Below are 21,250 nucleotides of genomic sequence, written 5' to 3' on the forward strand. Positions count from 1 at the left end.
GCAATTAATCCGTGATTAGTTCAAGAACGGTTACCGACATTGGAGACAGGTCTACTTTTAGCAACTGACCATCCCATGCAAACGAGGTAAAAGGCGCAGGCGCTACCCGGTCCGGATTTTCAAAAGTATTGTGACCATCTACTGAATCAGCGGTTAACGTGGTCCCGCTCACACGAACATTCCCAATCGTCAAGCCACGAAGATCGAGATCGACTTTGGCGCTGGCCAGGTGATCCAAATTACACAAGCTGATATGAATTTTACCAGAAGCATCGATGGAAGCTGAACTTGAAATTTGCGGAATCGCATCATCGATATCGCTCTTTAATTCTTTAGTTGTCAAATGGATATCGAGCAGTTGTGCATCCTGATGAACTTTGTACATGTTGAAAACATGATAAGTCGGCGTCAGCAGCATCTTCTCTCCTTCCGTCAAAATCACAGCCTGCAGCACATTGACTAACTGAGCAAGGTTCGCCATCTGCACCCGATCGCAATGCTGGTTGAACAAATGAAGGGTAATACCCGCTACGAGCGCATCACGAATCGTATTTTGTTGATAGAGAAAGCCTGGATTTGTTCCTGGCTCTACATCAAACCAAGTCCCCCATTCATCGACGAGCAGACCGATCCGTTTCTCGGGATCATATTGATCCATAATGGCGGAATGCTTCACGAGCAGCTCTTCCATATAGAGCGCTTTCTTCATCGTACGGGCCCATAATTGTTCCGGGAAGCCGGTTGCCGCCCCTTTTTCTTGCCAAGAGTCCCCTGTAATTGTGTAATAATGCAGCGTCGTTGAATCCATAAAGCGATGGGCTTGCTTCATTAAAGTTTCCATCCAATGATAATCATCACTGTTAGGTCCGCAAGCAATTTTGTGTATGCGGTTATCGCCATAATTACGCACATACGTCTGAAATTGGCGATATAGGTCCGCATAGTATTCAGGACGCATATTGCCACCGCAGCCCCAGTTCTCATTCCCTACACCAAAATATTTAACTTTCCACGGCTCCGCTCTCCCGTTCAATTCACGAAGTTCGGCCATCGGGGAAACGCCTTCGAATGTCATATACTCCACCCACTCGGACATTTCCTGAACCGTCCCGCTCCCCACATTTCCATTGATGTAAGGTTCACACTCCAGCATCTCACACAGCATCAAGAATTCATGAGTTCCAAAATGATTATTCTCTACCACACCACCCCAATGTGTGTTAATCATCCGCTTTCGCTGCTCGCGAGGACCAATGCCGTCTTTCCAGTGATATTCATCGGCAAAGCAGCCACCCGGCCAGCGGAGAACAGGTATTTTCATCTGTTTTAATGCCGCGACGACATCATTGCGAATGCCTTTCGTGTTAGGAATGGAGGAATCTTCCCCAACCCATAAACCTTCATATATACAGCGTCCGAGATGTTCGGAAAAATGCCCGTAAATGTTGCGATTAATAGTACCTTTTACCCTGTCAGCATTAATTGTAAGGCGGTTTGTCATAGGCTAGCCACTCCTTTAATTAATAAAAATATGAATCAATAAATTAATTCATTAATCATTACTTTCATAATAAAAGCATCTACCACATTTTGCAACCGTTTTATTTGCGAAATTAACAATTATCGATGTGTCGAATAAGCCAGGTCTTAATCTCATACGGCATAATCTCACAACTAATCGTCCCTGTCATGACGTCGCCGATCGGCTGTTCTCTTAAATCGGTTTCCTGCCAAGATGATACAAGGAATCCGGTTTCCACCGAAAGAGTGCCTCGCGCTCCGGCAAATTCGTGAACACGAACAATCAAACCGTGCCCATCCTCTGCCCATTTTACCGCGTCAACCATAACATTCGGCAGCGACAAGCGCAGCAGAGAATAGCTTTCTTGGGAAGATCTGCCGGCCATGCTCGTAAGCGGATTATTCAATGCCCAAGCCTCCTGAACAGTTCCACCGGCATACCAGTCACCCTGATGTGGAAGCAACGAATACGTAAATACATGCTCCCCTTGGTCTGCTATAGGGTCTGGAACCATCGCCGATTTAATGAGTGTGAGCCGCATGACATGGTCCTTGATATCATAGCCGTATTTGCAATCATTCAGCAGGCTGACGCCATAATCCCGCTCTGACAAATCGGCCCACTGATGTCCGACTGTTTCGAAACGCGCATAGTCCCAGCTCGTATTCCAGTGCGTTGGCCGCTTCACATTGCCGAATTGAATATCATAAGTCGCTTCCGTCGAGCGGACAGCAACGGGAAAAGCCACTTTCAATAATTGCCGCTGTTCATGCCAGTCAATGCGCGTCTCAAAATCAATGCGCCGCGAATGCGAATAGAGCCTCATCTGCTGCTCAATCGTCGAATCGCCGTATCCCCAGATGAACGCAATGGTAGCTCGCAACGGGCCTGATTCAATGACCTTGATACTGCGGCAGTCTTCTACAACCCTTTTCTTTTCTGTATAGAAAATGTCAATGTCCCACGCCTCATGCCGCCCTTTTGGCTTATCTTCGAACACTTGCAATTCGTTGCCCCGCTCGCCGCTCGCCAGTACTTCCCGCTGAGCCTGCTTGTCATACAAGCGAGTCAAACTACCGTTGTCATCCCAATTCAGCACATAAAAAGGAGTCTCCAAACCGTTCATTATCGGTTGAAAAACCTCATCTTGGGATGTACCACTCCAAGCTTCAGCGGCAGTCAGCGTCAAACTTCCCAGCGCCGGCAGTTCCGGTGTCAACACAAGCCAGCCATTCTCAGTTCGCTGCGCATCGCACCGACCAGTCGACGTGGCCCAGGCGGCTTTATCACTCGCCGCACTTATTTCCACAAGATCAGTTCGTGTCCAAGACGAACTGTTCAGCACAGTGATACATGTATCATCGCCATTGTTTGCCCATGATAACGCACGAACATCTCGCGCAATTTGTTCAGCCTCGTGATATTCCGCCCAGCTGTCTTCGTAGACTTGGCGAATGGATGAGCCTGGGATTATATCGTGGAACTGATTGCGTAAAATGATTTTCCAACCAGCTTGCAGCCTCTCAATGGGCTGCTGCTCTGCGATTGGAGAACCGGCTTGCAAGGCTGTCATCGCCTGAAGCCACTCCGTTTCCCGATACAACAGCTCCAGTTTGCGATTCATCCGTTTGTTGTAAGCTTGACTTGTATAGGTGCCGCGGTGCAGCTCTAGATACAATTCGCCATCCCACGTATGCACATAAGCATCGGACGCTTCTACGGTTTTCTCTAACTCAGCGAAAAAGGCATCTGCACGCCCTGTTGTCACCTGCGGCAGACCTGGCAGCTCATCTAACCGCCGCCTCATCTCAAGCATCTCACGATTCACACCACCGCCACCGTCACCGTAGCCATAAGCCAGCAGCAAGTTGCGATTCAAGTTCTTATCGCGATAGCCTTCCCAGATTCCATTCACTGAGTAAGGGGTAATTGCCCCATTATACGTATAGTAAAAGGCACCTTCACCGCCTCCTGGATCAGGCGTCGTGATGAAGTGCGTCAGCACCTCAGAACCGTCGATGCCCCGCCAACGAAATGTGTCGTGCGGCATTCGGTTGTACTGATTCCAACTAATTTTCGTCGTCATAAACATCGTGATGCCGCTTTTCTTTAAGATTTGCGGTAGCGCCCAGCTGTAGCCAAATACATCCGGCAGCCACAAATACGTGCACTCGACGCCGAATTCCTCTTTTAAAAAGCGTGTTCCATACAAAATTTGACGTACCAGAGACTCCCCCGAGGATAAATTGCAATCCGCCTCCAGCCACATCGCACCGCCGGCTTCCCAGCGTCCTTCCGCGATTCTTTCCTTGATTTGTGCATAAATATCCGGATAATCCTCTTTGATATAGGCATATAGCTGAGGCTGGGTTTGCAGGAAAACATAGTCGGGAAACTGCTCCATCAGTCTCAATACCGTGGAGAAAGAGCGGGCTGCTTTTTCTCTCGTATGCGCAAGCCTCCACAACCAAGCTACGTCAATGTGCGTATGACCGATACATTGAATAACAACAGGACTTGTTTTCTGCTGCCTTTCTAACCCTTCTCGCATAATCGCTCTGGCTGCGCTGATAGACGAATAAAACGTTGATGATCCAGGCCGTGACCAGTCTAATTGAAGAAAAGCTCTATCCACAATAGATAGTAAACTATGCTTTTCAGGCTGATGTTCAGGCAGCAAACGAACCGTGTCAATGACCGCCTTCGCAGTAAAATACAAATCATCGGTTTCCTCATCCAGCCAGCATAGCTGCGCTGTGTGCAACCTATGCTCCAAAGGATCCGGCTTTGGATGATAACCTCCTAGGCCAGACCATAGCCGAAACGATAGATTCAGCTCTTCTCCAGCCAACGCCTCGGGCAGAAAAACCTCCTGATGATTGCTGTCCACCCCTTGAAAGGGCTGACCATTCACAAAAAGCAGCGATTCAAAACCGCTGTTATGTCCGCCCCCCGTTGTGCCAAAATCAAAAAGACCGAGCACTTTTTTACCAGACCATTGGGCTGGAATCTGCACAGATGCCGCTAACCAGGCGTATTGGTCATAGCCTCGCCAAGTATCGCCAAGCCGAATCGTCCCCCACTCCCCATGCTCAGAAGGGTACTCTCCAATATGTCCATTTGCATCCAAAGCGAATCGGAATTCATTCAGTTGAACCGCATCACGATAGCGGTAAGGTTGAAGCTCCTCCACGCGTTTGGCAATCTTCTCATAAGTCCATAGCATCTCTTTTCCTCCAAATCATTTTTTGATATAACGTGTTATCATGCAAGGGGAGGCCTTAACCTCATTGTTACTATCTCCTAGTATTCGCGAATTTCCAGGCGGCAAGGCACACGAATTGTCGAGGTATCTGCAAGAGAAACATCAGCAGTCACGTATTGCAGCAACCGTTGTGCAGCAAGCTCTCCCATATGTTGGTACGGAACTTCTACTGCGCTGAGCGGTGGTATCATGTATGCGTTGACTTGTTCCGTATTATCCGCAGCCATTACATAAACGTCTTTGCCAATCCGCAAATGCAACTCATGACAGGCTTCATAGATACGTCTGGCACCGTAAGACCAATTGCACACCACAGCGGCTGGCAGTTCCATTTCACGTAAAATGGACACCCATTCACTCCGATTAGGTTCCCTATCATTTCTCATCCTATTGATCGTAGTCGGATTCAGTCCATGTTCTATCATCCATTCTTCGTAGCCTAATCGGCGCTGACGATCCCCCCAATTCAGCGAATATGCGGGGCCGCTATATACTTCCATGTAGATTGGAGATGAGGATGTTTTTTGCCAAATATGGTCTAAAGCAATTTTCATGCTTGCTTTGTAATCCATGAGTACCGAACAAACAGCTTCATTCTCGGCATAACCGTCAACGCTGATATACGGAACTTTGTTCTCTTGGATCGCCTGAGCCCAAGCTTCATCCGCGTACTGCGTCGCATCCTTAGACACGATCCCGTCGATACGGCGTTCTCGAAACATTTCGAGCAGTTCATAGCGAGCCGCCTCATCTTGATCCGTTCCATACAGCAAGACATGATAGCCAGCTTGTGTGCAACGCTTTTGAAAGCCTTGGAGCATCTGCAGGAATAGTGGATTATCCATGTTGCCGAAAGCTGCAAAACATTGACTCCGTCCGAGCCGCATCCCCCTCGCTTGGACATCGACGCGGTAGCCCAACTCCTCAATCGCCTGCAAGACAGCAGCTCGCGTTTCTTCACTCACGCGAATGCCTGCCGTTTGGTTCAAAACGGCGGAAACCACGCCTCGCGAGACGCCGGCTTTCCGAGCGACATCAAAGCTTGTAACTCGTTTTTGCATGTTGTATTCACTCCTCTTAGAAACATATTAACACGTGTTATCATTCAATGGGAAGGAGGAAGACCACAGGAACGTGCTGATCTGCTGCCATAGTGCCACATTCGAAACCCGAAAAAACACCACCTGTGCTTAACGCACAAGCAGTGTTACTCAGGTTGCTTAGCCATCATTCACTACCTAGTCGCCTCAAAATCAATCTGACATTCTAACGAACTCTATGATGCTTATAGACGCGAAAACGGCCTCTTTGAAAATCTAACGAACTGAATTGTCTTTATGAAGCAGAATATTGGTGGAATCGGGATCTTTTACGTGAAATAACGCTTCTGGAATTCATTATTCTCCAAATTCAATGATTTTAGCTCCAATAAGGGTTATTGAATTCGTTAGCCAACTTCGCTCAACCAACTTCGCTCAAGGTTCACCGACAGAACTCACCAGGTCAATCGACTAGTTATGCGTACTCTTAACTCAGGCAGCAGCCGTTGCCGATTTTCTGGCAATCCGGATCGCCATCAATGCGGCAATCAGGCATATGAGCCCTGCGCTAAGGAATGGCAGTGTATAACTGCCCAGCCATTCACGAACAACACCGCCGCTATAGGCTGCGACAGAAGCACCCACCTGATGAGCCACGACGACCCATCCAAAAATCATCCCAGCCTTTTCTCTGCCGAACTCTTTCGAGGCTAGCTTGACCGTAGGAGGAACCGTTGCGATCCAATCCAACCCATAGAAGACGGAGAAAATAATCAAAGATGTCGGGCCTGACTCTAAGGCAAAAGGCAAAAACAACAGCGAAAGTCCGCGCAAGCTGTAATACCAGAATAGCAGCCAGCGATTGTCGAACCGATCTGACAACCATCCGGAAAGCGTAGTGCCGATCAAATCAAACAAACCCATCATAGCCAGTAATCCGGCTGCCATAATTTCAGGAATACCATAATCGCCGCAAGCCGGAATCAAATGTGTTCCGATTAAGCCGTTGGTCGAAAATCCGCAAAAGAAAAACGTCCCCGCGAGCAGCAAAAATGTTTTATTTTTCAATGCGGAAAATAAGGTCTGAATCGGTGTTATGAAAATATTGCCTTTGAACACATCTGGCTTGGCAACCTCATCTGAGCCGTAAGCGGCGATTCCCAGATCATAAGGGTGATTCCGCATCCATATGGCGACCACAACAACAAGAACAAGAATAGCAGCTACTGAGGTATAAATCGCATAACGCCATCCGATATCCACGATAATTTTGGCCAGCAGCGGCAAGAATAAAAGCTGTCCTGTAGCAGCGCTGGCTGTCAGCATCCCAACTACCAAGCCTTTGCGTTTTACAAACCACAGATTCGATACAGTAACGCCTAGCACATTGGCCATCATCCCCGTTCCAAGCCCTGCAACCACACCCCACAGAATTTGAAATTGCCATAAGTGCGTCATGAGCGGCGTAATGGAAAGACTGATTGCGAGAACGATCAGGGAAACCAACATGATTCTTCGAATTCCGAATTTCGCTAATAAAGCCGCAGAAAAAGGACCAACTAGGCCATACAGGAAGATCCCGACAGAAATAACACCCGAGATACCGCCACGCGACCAGCCAAACTCTTTTTCGAAAGGAAGCATTAAAATACTTGGCATCGCCCTGATGCCCGCGGCAACTAACAAAGTTACAAAAGTGATCAATACGACCACCCAGCCATAAAATAATTTGGTCGACCTGGTCCCCGTCTGCATTTGATTCATTTGAAAAATCCCCTTTATTTTAGTTGTACATACAAAATATAAATCAAAAAAATTAGTTCTCCAACTGGTCACTGGTTATTTCCAAGTTTTGCGACAATAACACCGCTGTTTCCTCACCGAGGATCTCGCAATACCGTTGATGCAGGCGTTTCGAAGCTTTGCGAATTTCGCTTTCAAGCTCCGTCCCTTTGGGAGTTGGGTATACGAGTACTGTTTTACCTTGTACTTTACGTTCTACTAACTGTTTGCCTTCCAACTTATCAATAAAACGCGTTAACGTAGATGCTGCAATAGATAATTTCTCCGCTAATTCCTTTTGGGAGATTCCGGGCGTGTTGTTCACAAGTCGAATCAAATAGCCGTACATCGGCGTTAAGCCCGTTGGCGCGAACTCCTCTTCGGCCATCTTGGTAATCAATCTGCTTAATCGATTCGTTGTAAAAAAAAGACAAGTGTGCAAGAAATCTTCATCCATGGCGACTACTCCTATCTAAAATTAATATGTGCAAGGGACATGATTATTATTTACATGCCTCTATTTTGTATGTACAACTAATATATGTTGAACAGTTCATTTTGTCAATACAGAATTTCGCGTAAAACCAAACAATCTTGCTCCTATCATTCGCCAAGAATCATCACAATTCTACAAATGAATCATTGACTTTGCGTGAAATAAAGCTTATGATTTTCCCATTATAAAATAATCTTAATTTAAAGATAAATAGGAGTGTGATCTTATGACTGATTTTGCATCCGTAGTGAAAGAACGTCGTTCCGCCAACAAATTTCTGCCTGACGTCGAAATCTCGAATGAAGAACTCAACGATATTTTTAATACCGTTAAATTCGCTCCATCCGCCTTTAATCTGCAGCATAGTCATTATATTGTAGTGAAAGATCCTACAACCAAAGATGCTGTCTATAACGCCGCCTATAAACAGTACAAGGTACAATCCGCATCTGCGGTCATTGTTGTCTTAGGTAATCTGAATGCCTATCAAGACGTTGCCAAAATCAATGAAGGATTCCTGCAGCTCGGTGTATTCAGCAAACAGGAATATGATATGACCGTGGAATCTGTGACACAGTTTTATGAAGATCGCGGCGAAGCATTTATGCGGGATGAAGCGATCCGCAACGCCAGTCTTTCCGCACAATTGTTCATGCTTGCGGCCAAAGAGAAGGGTTGGGATACCTGCCCGATGATCGGCTTCGATCCCGCGTTGTTGAGCCAAACTTTGAACATTCCTGCCAACTATGTGCCGGTCCTGCTGGTTGCGCTAGGTAAAGAAGACACCGTCAAACGCAGACCTCGCGGGTATCGCAAACCGGTTGGCGAGTTTGTAAGTTTCGATACCTTTTAAGCCGTTGCTACGAATCACTAGCTGATCCAACAATAGCCTTCGCTTGTTGCATCACTTCAACTACAATCTCTTCTGCCGATTGGTCAGGCGTTAACAACCGCGTCCCTTGCCCAGCCCACAACGACATATATTCCGCGTTTTCTTGCTGCGCGGCCGCATTGCGAATCTCGCGTGTGAGTGTATTCTGTGTTGGAAAAGGGAGCGGTTCTGTTCCGCCTTCCGCCCATTGGCGGATAAAGGCATTCTGAATTCCGCGAGCCGGGCGTCCAGAGAAAGCCTTCGTAAGTACTGTGCTTTCTTCCGTACTTGCCAGCAATGCCCGCTTATAGGCTGGATTAGCGCCGCATTCGCTTGCCGTCAGGAAACGCGTCCCCATCTGCACGCCTTGCGCGCCAAGTGCTAGTGCTGCAACAAGCCCTCTTCCGTCCATAATCCCGCCAGCCGCAATAACTGGAATAGTTAGCTTGTCTGCGATTTGAGGCACCAAAGCCAATGTACCGATATTCGCCCCCATGGGATGAGTGGTCATGTCAAATGTTCCCCGATGTCCGCCCGCTTCACTGCCTTGAGCCACAACCGCGTCACAACCAGCTTCTTGTGCCATAAGCGCTTCTCCAACCGTCGTCACCATCGATACCACTATTAGGCCAGCGGATTTGGCCTGCTTCATATACGATTCAGGAAGCAGCCCAAATGCGGTGCTGATCACTGGCACTTTTTCTTCCAATAGAACCTGGATTTGCTCATCAAAATCATTCGCTGACTGAATATCCCCAGTTGTAAGTTCCGCGAGCCCCAGCTCATTCCTTATCGGAATCAGAGCATGTCTGGCCGCTTCAATTCTCGTCTTGTCATCGCGCATCTGGAGGCTGAACAGATTAACCCCAAACGGCGCAGCTGTTTGCTCGCGAACCTCACGAATGGCTGCCCGAATCGCATCCGGCTTCATATAAGCTGCTCCAAGCGTCCCTAATCCACCCGCATTGGACACTGCGCTCGTCAAACGGACAGTCGACGGACCGCCAGCCATGCCCGCCAGAAAAATTGGATAACGAATGCCGAATTGCTGGCATAGCGGCGTATCAAGTTGTAATTTCATCTGGATTCCTCCTTGGAGATCTAATTGCCCATATTCAACCGTTTGCGGCTGCGATAAAGCCGTACAACGACATGAATGGCAACGCCAACCGCTACCCCTTTGGCCAAATCACGCGTTATGACAGATATGGCTGCTGTCGCAATCATAATAAGACTATCACTTTTGGGCATTCTACGCATGGCCCCTACATATTTCCAGTCGAAAATTTCATAACAAACCATCAGCATCACAGCAATTAAAGCAGCCATAGGAATGAGCGCGACTACGTTGCCAAATGTCACAATAAGCAGCAGCAAGCCAATCCCCGCAGCCAAATTCGACAATCGGCCACGGCCGCCAAGCTTCGTATTAATAACCGATTCTGCGACCAACGCACAACCCGCCATGCCTCCGAACCAGCCGGAGATGAAATTGGCGAAGCCTTGGCCTTTCATTTCTTTTTCCTTATCCGTTACTGTTTCGGTGCGTTCGTCAATGAGATTTTGGGTCAACAGCGTTTCAAAATAACCCACGATCGCCAGTGACAACGAATATGGCAAAATGATCAGCAGCGTTTCTAAGCTAAACGCGACCATGGGAACATGAAAGGTTGGCCATGCAGCAGTTAATGGCGCAATATCACCTACCGTCGTTGTACCGCCGCCAATCGTTAAAGTTAGCAGCGTTACAGCGGTTACAGCAATAAGGGGAGATGGAATCGCTTTGATCACTTTGGGCCATAAATAAATAATGGCTAGCGTTACAACAATAATAAGCCCCATCCACCACGATTCACCTTTCAAATATTTGAATTGCGCGATCAAAATGAGAATCGCCAATGCATTGATAAAGCCGGTGACTACAGCATGCGGCACGTAATTCATCCATCGACCCATTTTGAGAATCCCCATCAACCATTGTAGTATTCCCGTTAATACCGTGGCGGCAAACAAATATTCCACACCATGATTCGCCACGAGGGATGTCATCAATACAGCCATGGAGCCAGCTGCTGCTGACAGCATCGCAGGTCTAGCCCCAAAAATGGAAAGCACAATGAGCATGCAAACAGATGCATAGACGCCTACCATCGGATTCACGCCAGCTATGAAGGAAAAAGCAATAGAGTCCGGAATAAGCGCGAGTGTCGCCGTTAAACCAGCGAGAACATCCGCACGCACGTTGAACAACCAGACGTTTTTTAAACGTTGAATCATAATTCCTTGCAACCCCTTTACGCTGGAACAAAGTTATCAAATACCGGAAAGCCCGCACATATAGCGTTATTCTTTCAACGAAATCACGTTTTTTGCGCTTTTCGATTGTACTATGTATTCCTCTGCTAGTACAAAGCTAATTTGGGTTTAGGCGAAACCTAGCCTCACTCTTGATGCCACAGATAAAGAAAAACGACTTCGCCGCCCTGAGAGATCAGCCTCTTCGTAGCGACAAAACCTGTTAAGGGAACTAGAGGACGCTATATAGATAAATAGCAGGGATGCTAGGGTATTAGCGGAACTACAGGGTCTTATTTCCACGAAAAACGCTGAATTTGCCTTGAAACAGCAAAATAGCGGACTGGAGTTCCCTCACCCTCGCGATATGGATACTTTTGGCTAGAATAGCGGACTGTAGTTCCCTCCCAAGTCATTGAACCTTGAGGCAAGCCCATATGCATAAAGAAAAACGCCCTCCAGCTTGCAAATCATGCAAGTTGAAGGGCGTTTTTTTGCAACAGATCAGGATAGACAAGAGAAGACTAGGCATGCAAGCGCAGCCAAATCCCGCTCTTATCATCGGACATTTTGAATCTTGGGAACCGGATGCATTCCGGATCACTCTTTTCCACTTCAATAAGCCAATCTGCATAACTTTGCAGGCCGCCTGCCGCGATACGCTCAACCATCTCTTCCTCTATTTGGCTACTGCCGCTTTCTGCCAAACCTTCTGGCAGAAACAGCCCGTCTGTGACGAGGAACAGACTCTCCAGCATAATCCGGTTCAACTTCCCGCTTTCGAAGTACAGCTCGGCCGCGGGGTCGCCATTCATGACCGAATAGCCCATCTGCGTATTCATCTTCTCTTTATTCGCCGCAATGCGAGGTTTCACCCTAGCCAGCAGTTCGTCTTTCGTCTGGATGCCGGCAGCAATGCCTTGTTCCCACAGCAGCTTCGACTCATGATCAATGTGCGCCACATGATCTCTCGTTACGCTTCGTATGGAACCATCCGCGTACTTCGCATAAATCATGCAATCGCCCGTTTGAACATATTCAATATGGGTTTCCGTTACCCGAATGAGCGCTATGCCAGCCGTCCATAACTGTTCCTTGGCAGCAAGATTAATGCCGCTGGCCGCCATCTCTTGGCGAAGTATCACATTAGCTTGCTTAAGCAGCTGTTCCAAGCTTGCATCATTTGAAACCGCCTGAGATTCAAGAAAATGCTTCATTAATTGCGCAGCCAGCCTGCCTCCAGTTTCCAGATTCGGACCACGGAATGGAACTAGTGAGGTCGCACCATCGATGACGGCGTACAAGCCTTGTGATTCGTTAATTACGATTGCATCTTCATTCCATGCGGCGGTGCCTTGTATGGATATCCATTCCATTTGCATAACGAAACCTCCGTTTTTCAATTCCATTTTCACGGCATATAAGGAAGCAACTGTTCAATTGCCTCACTCTCATCGGCAGCCGGATCACCTTCTATCCGTCCGAGTATGTCTGAGATCATACGAGCGCGAGGACGATCTTGCGAACTTGGTTGCCAATTGGCGAATGATAAAGGCTTAGCCAGAAGCTGATTGTATTTATCAGGCAGCGCAGGATCTTTGCGAAGTTCCTCCAGCACGCTCTGAAGTACTGGCAAATAGCCAGTCAGTCCCAGCATCTTTTTTTGATTGTCTTTGGCGATTAAGAACTGGATCATCTGAGCCGCGTGCTTGCTTTTATTTTCACCCGCCAGGACAGCAAAAGCTGTTAACTTTGGAACAAATTTGTGATTCGTCGTGCCTGGCAGCGGAAGCAGCCCATATGCAAATTTCCCTGCGATATAGCGATCAAACCATTCCACATTCTCACTACCTGCAGCATAAAATAGTGTCTTGCCCGCAATAAAGTCGCTGGCAGCCAAATTATGTTGAAGCGGCTTCATGACTCTCGCATCATACACTAATCCTCTCCACATCTGAAGCAGTTCGGATAAGCGTTCTGTGCGTGTCTCACCGATTGCACCCAACCACAAATTCAAGAAAAGCGAGGGTAAATCTTTATCCATGGCCAGCTCTTGCTGCCAATCTTTTGAACCCGCAGCCGTCCATTTTTCGATAGTTGATCCCAAGTCAGCCAGGCTGTTAAAGGCAAGCTGCTGCACGGACCCCATTCGATTAACCAAATCCCGATTATAAAAAAGGACAGGAATTGACACTCCGATAGGAACAGCCCATTCCTTCCCTTTATAACTGAAGGAAGCCGAAAAAGAAGGATCAATCTCACCTGAAGCAGCTTCAACGGCTGCTGCCATATAGCCGGATTTGGGCTGTAGAGCGCCCATCTGCGCTAATTCCGCCACGCCATAGGAACTGTTCAGTTCAACAAGATCAGGTGTAGTATTGGCTGACAATGAAGTTAGAAGTTCTTCATATAAATCTTCATAAGAACGGAATACACGAACTTTCACATCTACCTGTGGATGTTCATTCTGGAACTGTGAAAGGAATGGCTCCCATGTTTTGTTGTATACCCAGCATTCCAACTGCTCAACTTCCGAACTTCGCTGTTCAGGAAAGCTGCGCACTTGAGAGAAGTAGGTCGAATAAACCGCAAGACTTGCCAACACCAACATGATTAACACGATCCATACAACGGCATTCCTGTTCATTGCTACTCCCCTATCCGGATCCTGACTTTATTCGCTACCTTTAGTATATAAGGAGTTTAGCAAAAGCCAAAATCAAGATCTTTTTACAGTGATAATCCCTTACCACCAGAGAGTTTGCTTGCAATAATGAGGGAAATCAAAGTCGTCATCGTAAGAATGGAGGCAAGCGCAGCGCCCGTTCCAAAATTCGAAGTAATAACCTCGCTATAAATCGTTACAGAGATCGTTGCCGTCGCTCCATAATAAAGCACTAACGTAGAACTTAATTCATTGATCGTCGTAATCCAACTGAGAATAGCTCCCGATAGGACACCAGGCGCCATAAGCCTGCCTGTCGTTTTGAAAAATGTTTTCATCGGCGGAACGCCTAAACTGATGGAAGCTTCTTCAACGCTGTGATCCAACTGATGCAAGATGGCCGTGCTGGATCTAATGGTGTACGGAATTTTGCGGACTACATATGCAATAACCAATATGAACCATGTTCCTGTAAGCACGATTGGCGGCTTGTTGAAAGCAATGATCAGACTAATTCCCAGAACAGTCCCTGGCATTACGTAAGGGATCATGATAATTCCATCCAGGAATGCTGTCACTTTGGATTTGCGGCGAACCAGGATGTAGGCGATCAACATACCGGCAACGACCATAATGATGATGGATAAAATGGAATACGAATACGTGTTAATAATTGCCCGCGGAACCCGAAACAGCACTTCTCTATAGCTCCCAAGGCTAAAACCGCTCTGGAAAACCGGTCCTTTCGTTTTAATAAACGAAGTAATAATCACGGTAATCTGTGGGAGGATCGAAATACAGGCTGGAATAAAAGCAAGAATGGTAAATACCCATTTTAGAACTGGCCTCAACTCTTTGACTTTTGGCGTTCTCATGCCTGTCATAGAAAAGTTTTTGCGGGACACAAAATACCGTTGAAAGAACAGGATTAGCGTCGAACACAAGATCAATATGATACTGAGTGTGCTCGCCATCGCTGGATTCCCGCCCATTTCACTGATGAATTGCTCGTAAGCAAGGATCGGCAGTACCTTAAATCCTTGTCCCAGCAGCATCGGTGTGCCGAAATCAGCGAAGGAAGCCATGAATACCATCAGCGCTCCGGCGGACAAGGTGGGGAAAATAAGCGGCAGCGTGATGGTGCGAAGCCGCTGCCAGCTATTCATCCCCAAGCTTTCAGAAGCTTCTTCCAGTGACGTGTCAATCGTTTTCAGCGCTCCTGACACATACAGGAAGATGTGCGGATAGAATTGCAGGGCGAACACAATCACAATGCCATGCCAACCATAAATCGAAGGAATATTAATCCCTAAGCTATGAATGAACCTTGTAATATAGCCATTATTGCCTGTCAGCAAAATCCAAGAGTATGCCCCAATAAATGGTGGCGACAACAGCGAGGTAATAACCATAATTTGCAGCAAGCCCTTGAATTTGATGGCGTATCTGCTTGTGATATAAGCGAGCGGTACGCCAATTAGAATAGCGAACACTGTCGCTACAGTAGAGACCATGAAACTATTGATGAGTGCGCTGCGATAATATTTCAGTTTCATAAACAAAATATAATTCTGGATCGTAACTTGCCCATCCTCGCTCAGAAAGCTGTTCATCAACAGCGAAAAAAGCGGATAAATAATGAATGCGAACATGAACACGTAAACGAGCAGCGTGACTACTGTCCAGAAATCCCATTTGATTAGCAATAATCTTTGCAAGGTAGTGGGCGGTGACTTATGACCAAGACTCGACTGCACGATACACCACCTCCTCGCCAGAGCCGTTGTACATGACCGATTGCTCAAGCTGAAGATCAATGTAAACCATTTCGTTCTCTCGCAAAATTTTACGGCTAACCGCCAAATGTTGGTGCGCCTCAATGACCTGTCCATTGATCAGCTTTATCGTATAGCTGACCTTCTCTCCTAAGAACGTAACCGTCTCAACCGTACCCTCATAGGTGTAGTCTGGTGAAGGAAAGACGCTGAGTTTGACAAGCTCAGGGCGAATAGAGAAGAGTGCCTTACCGGAGTAGGGCTTAGCCAAATGCAAATTGGTCTTTTGATTCAGCAGCGTCACCTCAATCTCCTCTGCTGCCCCCTTAGCCACTTCGCAACTGGCATCCAGAAAATTGGATGTTCCGATGAAATTGGCGACAAAACGGTTCTGCGGGAATAAATAGATATCTTGCGGCGTAGCAATTTGCTGGACGCGCCCTTCACTGAGAACCGCGATACGGTCGGAAACAGCCAGCGCTTCCTCCTGATCATGGGTCACGTAGATGGTCGTAATATTCAGCTCTTTCTGCAGCTTCCGAATATCCGTACGCATCTTCACGCGAAGCTTGGCATCGAGGTTCGACAGCGGCTCATCCATGAGCAGCAGGGAAGGGCGAATAACGACTGCCCTTGCCAAAGCGATACGCTGCTGCTGCCCGCCGCTCATATTAGAAGGAATGCGATCGCGCAGATGCGTAAGTTCCACCATCTCCAGCGCTTCCATGACGCGCTGCTCAATCTCTGCTTTCCCCACATTGCGGGCCTTCAATCCATAAGCCACGTTATCAAAGACGCTCATATGCGGGAAAATCGCATAATTTTGAAAAACCATCCCAATATTACGCTCATGGGTAGGAATATCATTAATGAGCCTATCCCCGAAATAAATGTCGCCTTCTTCTTGCCGGTAAAATCCTGCTATCGTTCGCAGCAGCGTTGTTTTCCCGCATCCACTCGGACCCAATAAGGTGAAAAATTCACCATCCTGAATCGTAAAATGGGCGTCATTAACGGCTTTGCTCTCGCCAAAATATTTGGTTACATGGTCAAATACGACTCGATTCATATAGGGATTCTCCCTTCTGCTGATTATTCTTGTCCTGTTGTAATTTTGGAGAATCTTTTGATTACTTCATTTTTGTTCGCTGCAGACCAGATAAAGTCGTAGTTCACAAGCTTAATATCTTTCGTTTGCGGCAGTCCTTCTACAGGAGCAACATCCTTGCGTACGGAACGACGTTTGAATTCTTTTTGAATCAACTCTTGCACATCTTTGCTGACAAGGAAATCTATGAATTGCTTGGCTTGACTTAAATTTTTGCTCCCTTTGATAATGGCTGCTGCATCTGGCACTGCCGATGTTCCTTCCGAAGGATACAGCACCCCGATCTTCGATCCGCCTTCAATATAACGAATGGCTGCATCTTCCAATGTGATCCCGAGGGCGAATTCTTTATCAGGCACACCGCGCTGTACGAGGCTTGAGCTAGAGAGGAGCTTGCCATCCAAATTGGCATTCAGCTTTTTCACATACTCCCAGCCTTTGCCGTCATCTCGGCCAAAAGCGGTTAACATCGTGATCAACTGTGTATAGGAGGAACCTGATTTAGCAGGATCAGCGTAAGCGATTTTGCCTTTCCACTTAGGGTCAAGCAAATCCTTCCATGATTTAGGAAGATCATTTTCGCTGACAAGCTCTTTATTATACGTAATGACCATTGGCAATGCATTGAATGGTGTCCATACGTTAGTAACATCCACATAGGCCGGTAGAATATTGTCGATTTCCTTAGTTGTATAAGGCTCAAAGAATTGTTTGTAAGCTTCAAGCGAGTCCGCGCCGCCTGCCCAGAACACATCGCCTAACGGATTCTGCGTTTCTGCCTGAACGCGTTTGAGCAGATCACCGGTTCCTCCTGTAATTAGCTGAACTTCAATCCCAGTTCTGTCCTGAAATTCTTTAATAATCGGATTATTAATTTCAGCGGCATTCGGTGAATAAAGTGTCAACTTGCCCTTACCGGCAGGTGCCGCGGTTGTCTTCGCCGTTCCTGCGTCTTTGGCAGACGGGGAGCTTGAAGCTGAACTTGCACCGCCTGTTGTGCTTGTCCCACATCCACTTGCGATTGAAGCTAAAAGTACGGTTGCTGATACGCCTGTGATCCACGTTTTTCTCATTTTGTCGACCTCCGTTTGATGTAAGGTTTATTAACAATTCCTTATGATTTAACTATACGGATTACGCTTTAACTACACAATGCGACGAAATTTCCTAATTGTTTAAAAAAATGATCACTTTGTAACCGAATTCATTTGAACAACCATAGAAAAACCCACCTTCAAACGCGGTGGGCTTCTTTTTCAATGTTCGTTTTACTAACATATATGTGTCATTCAAGCTAATTGTATCCTCGGCCATTGCGAAATTCAGTCGGTGTTTTTCCGGTATATTTCCGAAAAATTTGACTGAAATATCTTGCATCCTGATAGCCGACAGATACCGAAACCTCGTTGATCCGAGCATCAGGAAGGCCTAATAGCTGCTTGGCTTGCTCCATCCTAATTTGCGTCACATAGTCAATAAAACTCGTTCCGACGCGTTTACGAAATAAGCGACTGAAGTGAGCTTCACTCATGTGAAGCAGGGCAGCCAGCTTGCTTAACGAGATATCCTCGGCATATCGACTTTGAATGTAGGCTTCAATCTGCCGGAAATTGTCCGCGTTAGGAAGTGCTGCTTGCCCTGTCCACTGCAGAATGTCACCGAATTCACTGATAGTTTGCTCAGCTCCGGGCCTTTTATTCCGCAGCGCAACCGAGGCTTCGCGAAACGCCGTGCGCATATGTTCTTGCTTGTGATACGGCAGACTTACGCCAAAAGTCAATTCAAGATTGCCTGCGTAAGCAGCTGCGGTCTGCCGCAGATGCGGAATAATGTCGCCTGAGCCATTGAGCATGATAAACGCTATCCGACTCTCATCGAATTGTATCGCTCTATTCAAGCTGCGGCTTTCCATTAACCCAACCACTTTATGCCAAAGGGACATGCCTGGCGGATTATCAAGTAGTCGCGCATCAACTTCAGTAAGCACAACGCGAAAACCTTCCTTCTCCAAATGACAGCCACGCAGCAGTTCCTCCAGCATGATGCAGGAAGCATCATCAGCAATCCCAAGCATCTGATCATGCAGCAATTTCTGCATAATTAAGACCTGACCTTGCTCCAATTGTTCATGGAGATTCTGCAGCGTTGCAGCATGATCTCTGCTTTTGCCTATTTGTTCGCACACACGAGCGACGACCTTGATCAGCTCATCGGGGTTCGTTGGCTTCAGCACGAAATCAGAAGCCTGCAATTTAATTGCCTGCTGCGCATAAGAGAAGTCATCGAAGCCCGTCAAGAAAATAACCATTAAGTGCGGCAGCAAACTGCGCGCCTGAGCGACCAGGCTCAGCCCGTCCATCCCTGGCATCCGAATATCGGTGATCAGAATGTCAGGCTTATGTTCGAGCACAACCTGCAAAGCCTCTTCCCCGTTAGCCGCTTCTGCCACAATGCTGCAACCGATGTTTGCCCAATCTACGGTTTGTTTCAAACCCTCACGAATCAACCATTCGTCATCCGCAATAACGATTCTATACATACGTATCTACCTCCGACGGATGAGTAATGACGGGAATACGCAGAAGCACCTTCGTACCCGCGCCAACTTCACTTTCAATGTCAAGCTGATAGGAAGAACCGAAGTGCAGCGCAAGGCGTCGTCTCAAGTTGCTTAGTCCAATACCCGTTTTCCCTTCACGATCAGAGACATAGCTATCATCCTCAGCTAACGTCGCCAGCTTCCACTCGGCAATGCCTACCCCATCATCCTCCACGATAATTTGCACCCAATCATCCACACGTTTCCCCTCAATTTTCAGAAAACCGGAGCCTTTCTTCATCTCAAGCCCATGGCTGATTGCATTCTCCACAAGCGGTTGTATCAATAATTTAGGAACGTACAGATCAAGAATATCCTCATGAATGTGCAGCTGCACTTCAATTTTGTCCCGGTATCTGACCTCCTGGATTTTCAAATAGTTATGAATTTGCTTGAGATCTTCGCGAATTTGGATAATAGGATGACTTCGGTTAATACTGAAACGCAGCAGCTCGCCCAAAGCGACAGCCGTATTACTGATCGTTTCTATTCGGTGGATGCGCGCCATCCAATTGATCGAATCTAGTGCATTGTACAGAAAGTGCGGAGTAAATTGTGCTTGGATCGCTTTGAGCTCCGCCTCCTGCACCTTCAATTGCTTCGCATAAATTTGATCGATCAAATGTTTGATCCGCTGCAGCATTTTATTAAAACTCAAGCCTAAATGTCCAACCTCATCCTGATATTTCGAAGTAAACACCACATCCAGGTTCCCTTTCTCCACATCCTTCATCAACAATCTAAGCTTGCGAAGCGGACGAGTAATATATTCTGCTAGTAAATAAGCGAGACAATAGGAAATCAGCATCCCGGCCAAAACAATGAATATCGTCAAATTGCGAATACTTGAACTCTCTTGGGTCAGAGCATTGACGGGAATCACGCTTACAAGCTTGAAGCCCGAAGTATCTGAGGTGTCATAGATCACCATGTTATCGGATTGGCTGTCCTTTACTTGGTTGCGGAAAAAGCCTTTCTTTCCTTGCAGCACTTCCGTCATATAAGGCTTGTCCAGGCGAGTCCCGACCTGTTGTTTATAGGGCAAGCTGGAGATTACATACCCATTGCTATCAAGCAAATAGACCTCTCCACCTGGATATTGATGAGCCTTATCGTACTTATAGGCGAGCGCAGGCTCCATAATATTGACAACAAAATACCCCAGCGGCAAGCCCGATCCAACCTGCTTCAACTGGCGCCCAGAGCTCAGCACCGCACCGTAATCCTCCATTTTTTTCAGCGAGTAATTCGTATCCCAGACAACACTGCCTCCAGCCATCCTTGCTTTGCGGATAAGCCCCCAATTCGGATTGTAGTCACGATACACATTCGGCAGTAAATCTCCAGTAAAATAACGATCGCCATTTTCTCCAAGCACATACAATTCGATATCCCATACCTTGAAACCTAGAAAGCTTTTTAATATTTGATTTACCGTCTGTTCATCCTGGTATTTCTCTTGAATGCTGCGGTCTGCGGGCTTCGCCAAAATTTTCTGAATGTCTCTATTGCTGTAAATATACATGGATAATTGCTCAATATCTTTCACGAAATAGGTCAGACTGTAGTTTACTTGCGATAAGTTCTCCAAAATAATTTCGCAGGCCTTGATCTGAATTTCACTGGATGCCTTCCGATAAGAGAACGTTCCCAAAAACGCAAGCGGTATGACGGCGATGATAAGAAGCAGCAGCGTCAGCTTCGTTTTTAGCTCCAATGCATGCAATCGCCTACTCCACTGAGCCACTCGTCCTCCTCCTCCATTCTTCTTCAATTTCTATTTTTCTTATCATAACGACTAGTCTTTATTTAAGCAATATGACCAAGAGACC

General features: G+C 46.9%; 15 protein-coding genes. 1 reads left to right on the forward strand and 14 read right to left on the reverse strand.

Annotation, left to right across the window (positions count from 1 at the left end; all coding sequences use genetic code 11):
• Window positions 1-4: 4 nt before the first annotated feature.
• The 5 genes from LOZ80_RS18805 to LOZ80_RS18825 all read right to left on the reverse strand — a co-directional run bounded on the left by LOZ80_RS18805 (window position 5) and on the right by LOZ80_RS18825 (window position 8,066).
• Complete coding sequence (locus tag LOZ80_RS18805) at window positions 5-1,501, reverse strand: alpha-N-arabinofuranosidase (RefSeq protein WP_238172750.1); 1,497 nt, start codon at window positions 1,499-1,501, stop codon at window positions 5-7.
• Window positions 1,502-1,613: 112 nt separating this feature from the next.
• Entirely contained in the window at window positions 1,614-4,748 is a 3,135-nt protein-coding gene (locus LOZ80_RS18810; RefSeq protein WP_238172751.1) for an alpha-mannosidase, read from the reverse strand.
• Window positions 4,749-4,825: 77 nt separating this feature from the next.
• Entirely contained in the window at window positions 4,826-5,848 is a 1,023-nt protein-coding gene (locus LOZ80_RS18815; RefSeq protein WP_238172752.1) for a LacI family DNA-binding transcriptional regulator, read from the reverse strand.
• Window positions 5,849-6,319: 471 nt separating this feature from the next.
• Window positions 6,320-7,591 carry an MFS transporter gene (locus tag LOZ80_RS18820; protein WP_238172753.1) on the reverse strand — a complete coding sequence of 424 codons (1,272 nt, stop codon included), beginning with the start codon at window positions 7,589-7,591 and terminating at the stop codon, window positions 6,320-6,322.
• A gap of 52 nt (window positions 7,592-7,643) precedes the next feature.
• The gene (locus tag LOZ80_RS18825) at window positions 7,644-8,066 is read right to left on the reverse strand and encodes a MarR family winged helix-turn-helix transcriptional regulator (protein ID WP_238172754.1); all 423 of its coding nucleotides are present in this window, start codon (window positions 8,064-8,066) and stop codon (window positions 7,644-7,646) included.
• Between the two features lie 265 nt (window positions 8,067-8,331).
• Between LOZ80_RS18825 and LOZ80_RS18830 the strand changes: the two genes are divergently transcribed.
• Window positions 8,332-8,958 carry a nitroreductase family protein gene (locus LOZ80_RS18830; protein WP_238172755.1) on the forward strand — a complete coding sequence of 209 codons (627 nt, stop codon included), beginning with the start codon at window positions 8,332-8,334 and terminating at the stop codon, window positions 8,956-8,958.
• 7 nt (window positions 8,959-8,965) lie between these two features.
• Here LOZ80_RS18830 and LOZ80_RS18835 read toward each other — a convergent pair whose 3' ends face one another.
• From LOZ80_RS18835 to LOZ80_RS18875, 9 genes are all read right to left on the reverse strand, one after another.
• Window positions 8,966-10,057: an NAD(P)H-dependent flavin oxidoreductase gene (locus tag LOZ80_RS18835; RefSeq protein ID WP_238172756.1), complete on the reverse strand. Its 1,092-nt coding sequence runs from the start codon at window positions 10,055-10,057 to the stop codon at window positions 8,966-8,968.
• A gap of 20 nt (window positions 10,058-10,077) precedes the next feature.
• The gene (locus LOZ80_RS18840) at window positions 10,078-11,253 is read right to left on the reverse strand and encodes a SulP family inorganic anion transporter (protein WP_238172757.1); all 1,176 of its coding nucleotides are present in this window, start codon (window positions 11,251-11,253) and stop codon (window positions 10,078-10,080) included.
• A gap of 542 nt (window positions 11,254-11,795) precedes the next feature.
• Window positions 11,796-12,653, reverse strand: coding sequence for a protein phosphatase 2C domain-containing protein (locus LOZ80_RS18845; protein ID WP_238172758.1), 858 nt, complete (start codon window positions 12,651-12,653; stop codon window positions 11,796-11,798).
• A gap of 29 nt (window positions 12,654-12,682) precedes the next feature.
• A complete protein-coding gene (locus LOZ80_RS18850; RefSeq protein ID WP_238172759.1) occupies window positions 12,683-13,918 on the reverse strand; it encodes an extracellular solute-binding protein in 1,236 nt (411 codons plus the stop codon).
• 83 nt (window positions 13,919-14,001) lie between these two features.
• Entirely contained in the window at window positions 14,002-15,693 is a 1,692-nt protein-coding gene (locus tag LOZ80_RS18855) for an ABC transporter permease (protein WP_238172760.1), read from the reverse strand.
• Window positions 15,671-16,780: an ABC transporter ATP-binding protein gene (locus LOZ80_RS18860; RefSeq protein WP_238172761.1), complete on the reverse strand. Its 1,110-nt coding sequence runs from the start codon at window positions 16,778-16,780 to the stop codon at window positions 15,671-15,673. The genes LOZ80_RS18855 and LOZ80_RS18860 overlap by 23 nt, the downstream gene beginning before the upstream one ends.
• A 23-nt stretch (window positions 16,781-16,803) precedes the next feature.
• Window positions 16,804-17,892, reverse strand: a complete 1,089-nt coding sequence (locus LOZ80_RS18865) for an ABC transporter substrate-binding protein (protein ID WP_238172762.1) — start codon at window positions 17,890-17,892, stop codon at window positions 16,804-16,806.
• 221 nt (window positions 17,893-18,113) lie between these two features.
• On the reverse strand, window positions 18,114-19,358 hold the full coding sequence (locus LOZ80_RS18870; RefSeq protein WP_238172763.1) for a response regulator: 1,245 nt from the start codon (window positions 19,356-19,358) through the stop codon (window positions 18,114-18,116).
• Complete coding sequence (locus LOZ80_RS18875; protein WP_238172764.1) at window positions 19,351-21,165, reverse strand: cache domain-containing sensor histidine kinase; 1,815 nt, start codon at window positions 21,163-21,165, stop codon at window positions 19,351-19,353. The genes LOZ80_RS18870 and LOZ80_RS18875 overlap by 8 nt, the downstream gene beginning before the upstream one ends.
• Between the last annotated feature and the right edge of the window lie 85 nt (window positions 21,166-21,250).

This window comes from Paenibacillus sp. HWE-109, from assembly GCF_022163125.1.
GTDB lineage: Bacteria > Bacillota > Bacilli > Paenibacillales > NBRC-103111 > Paenibacillus_E.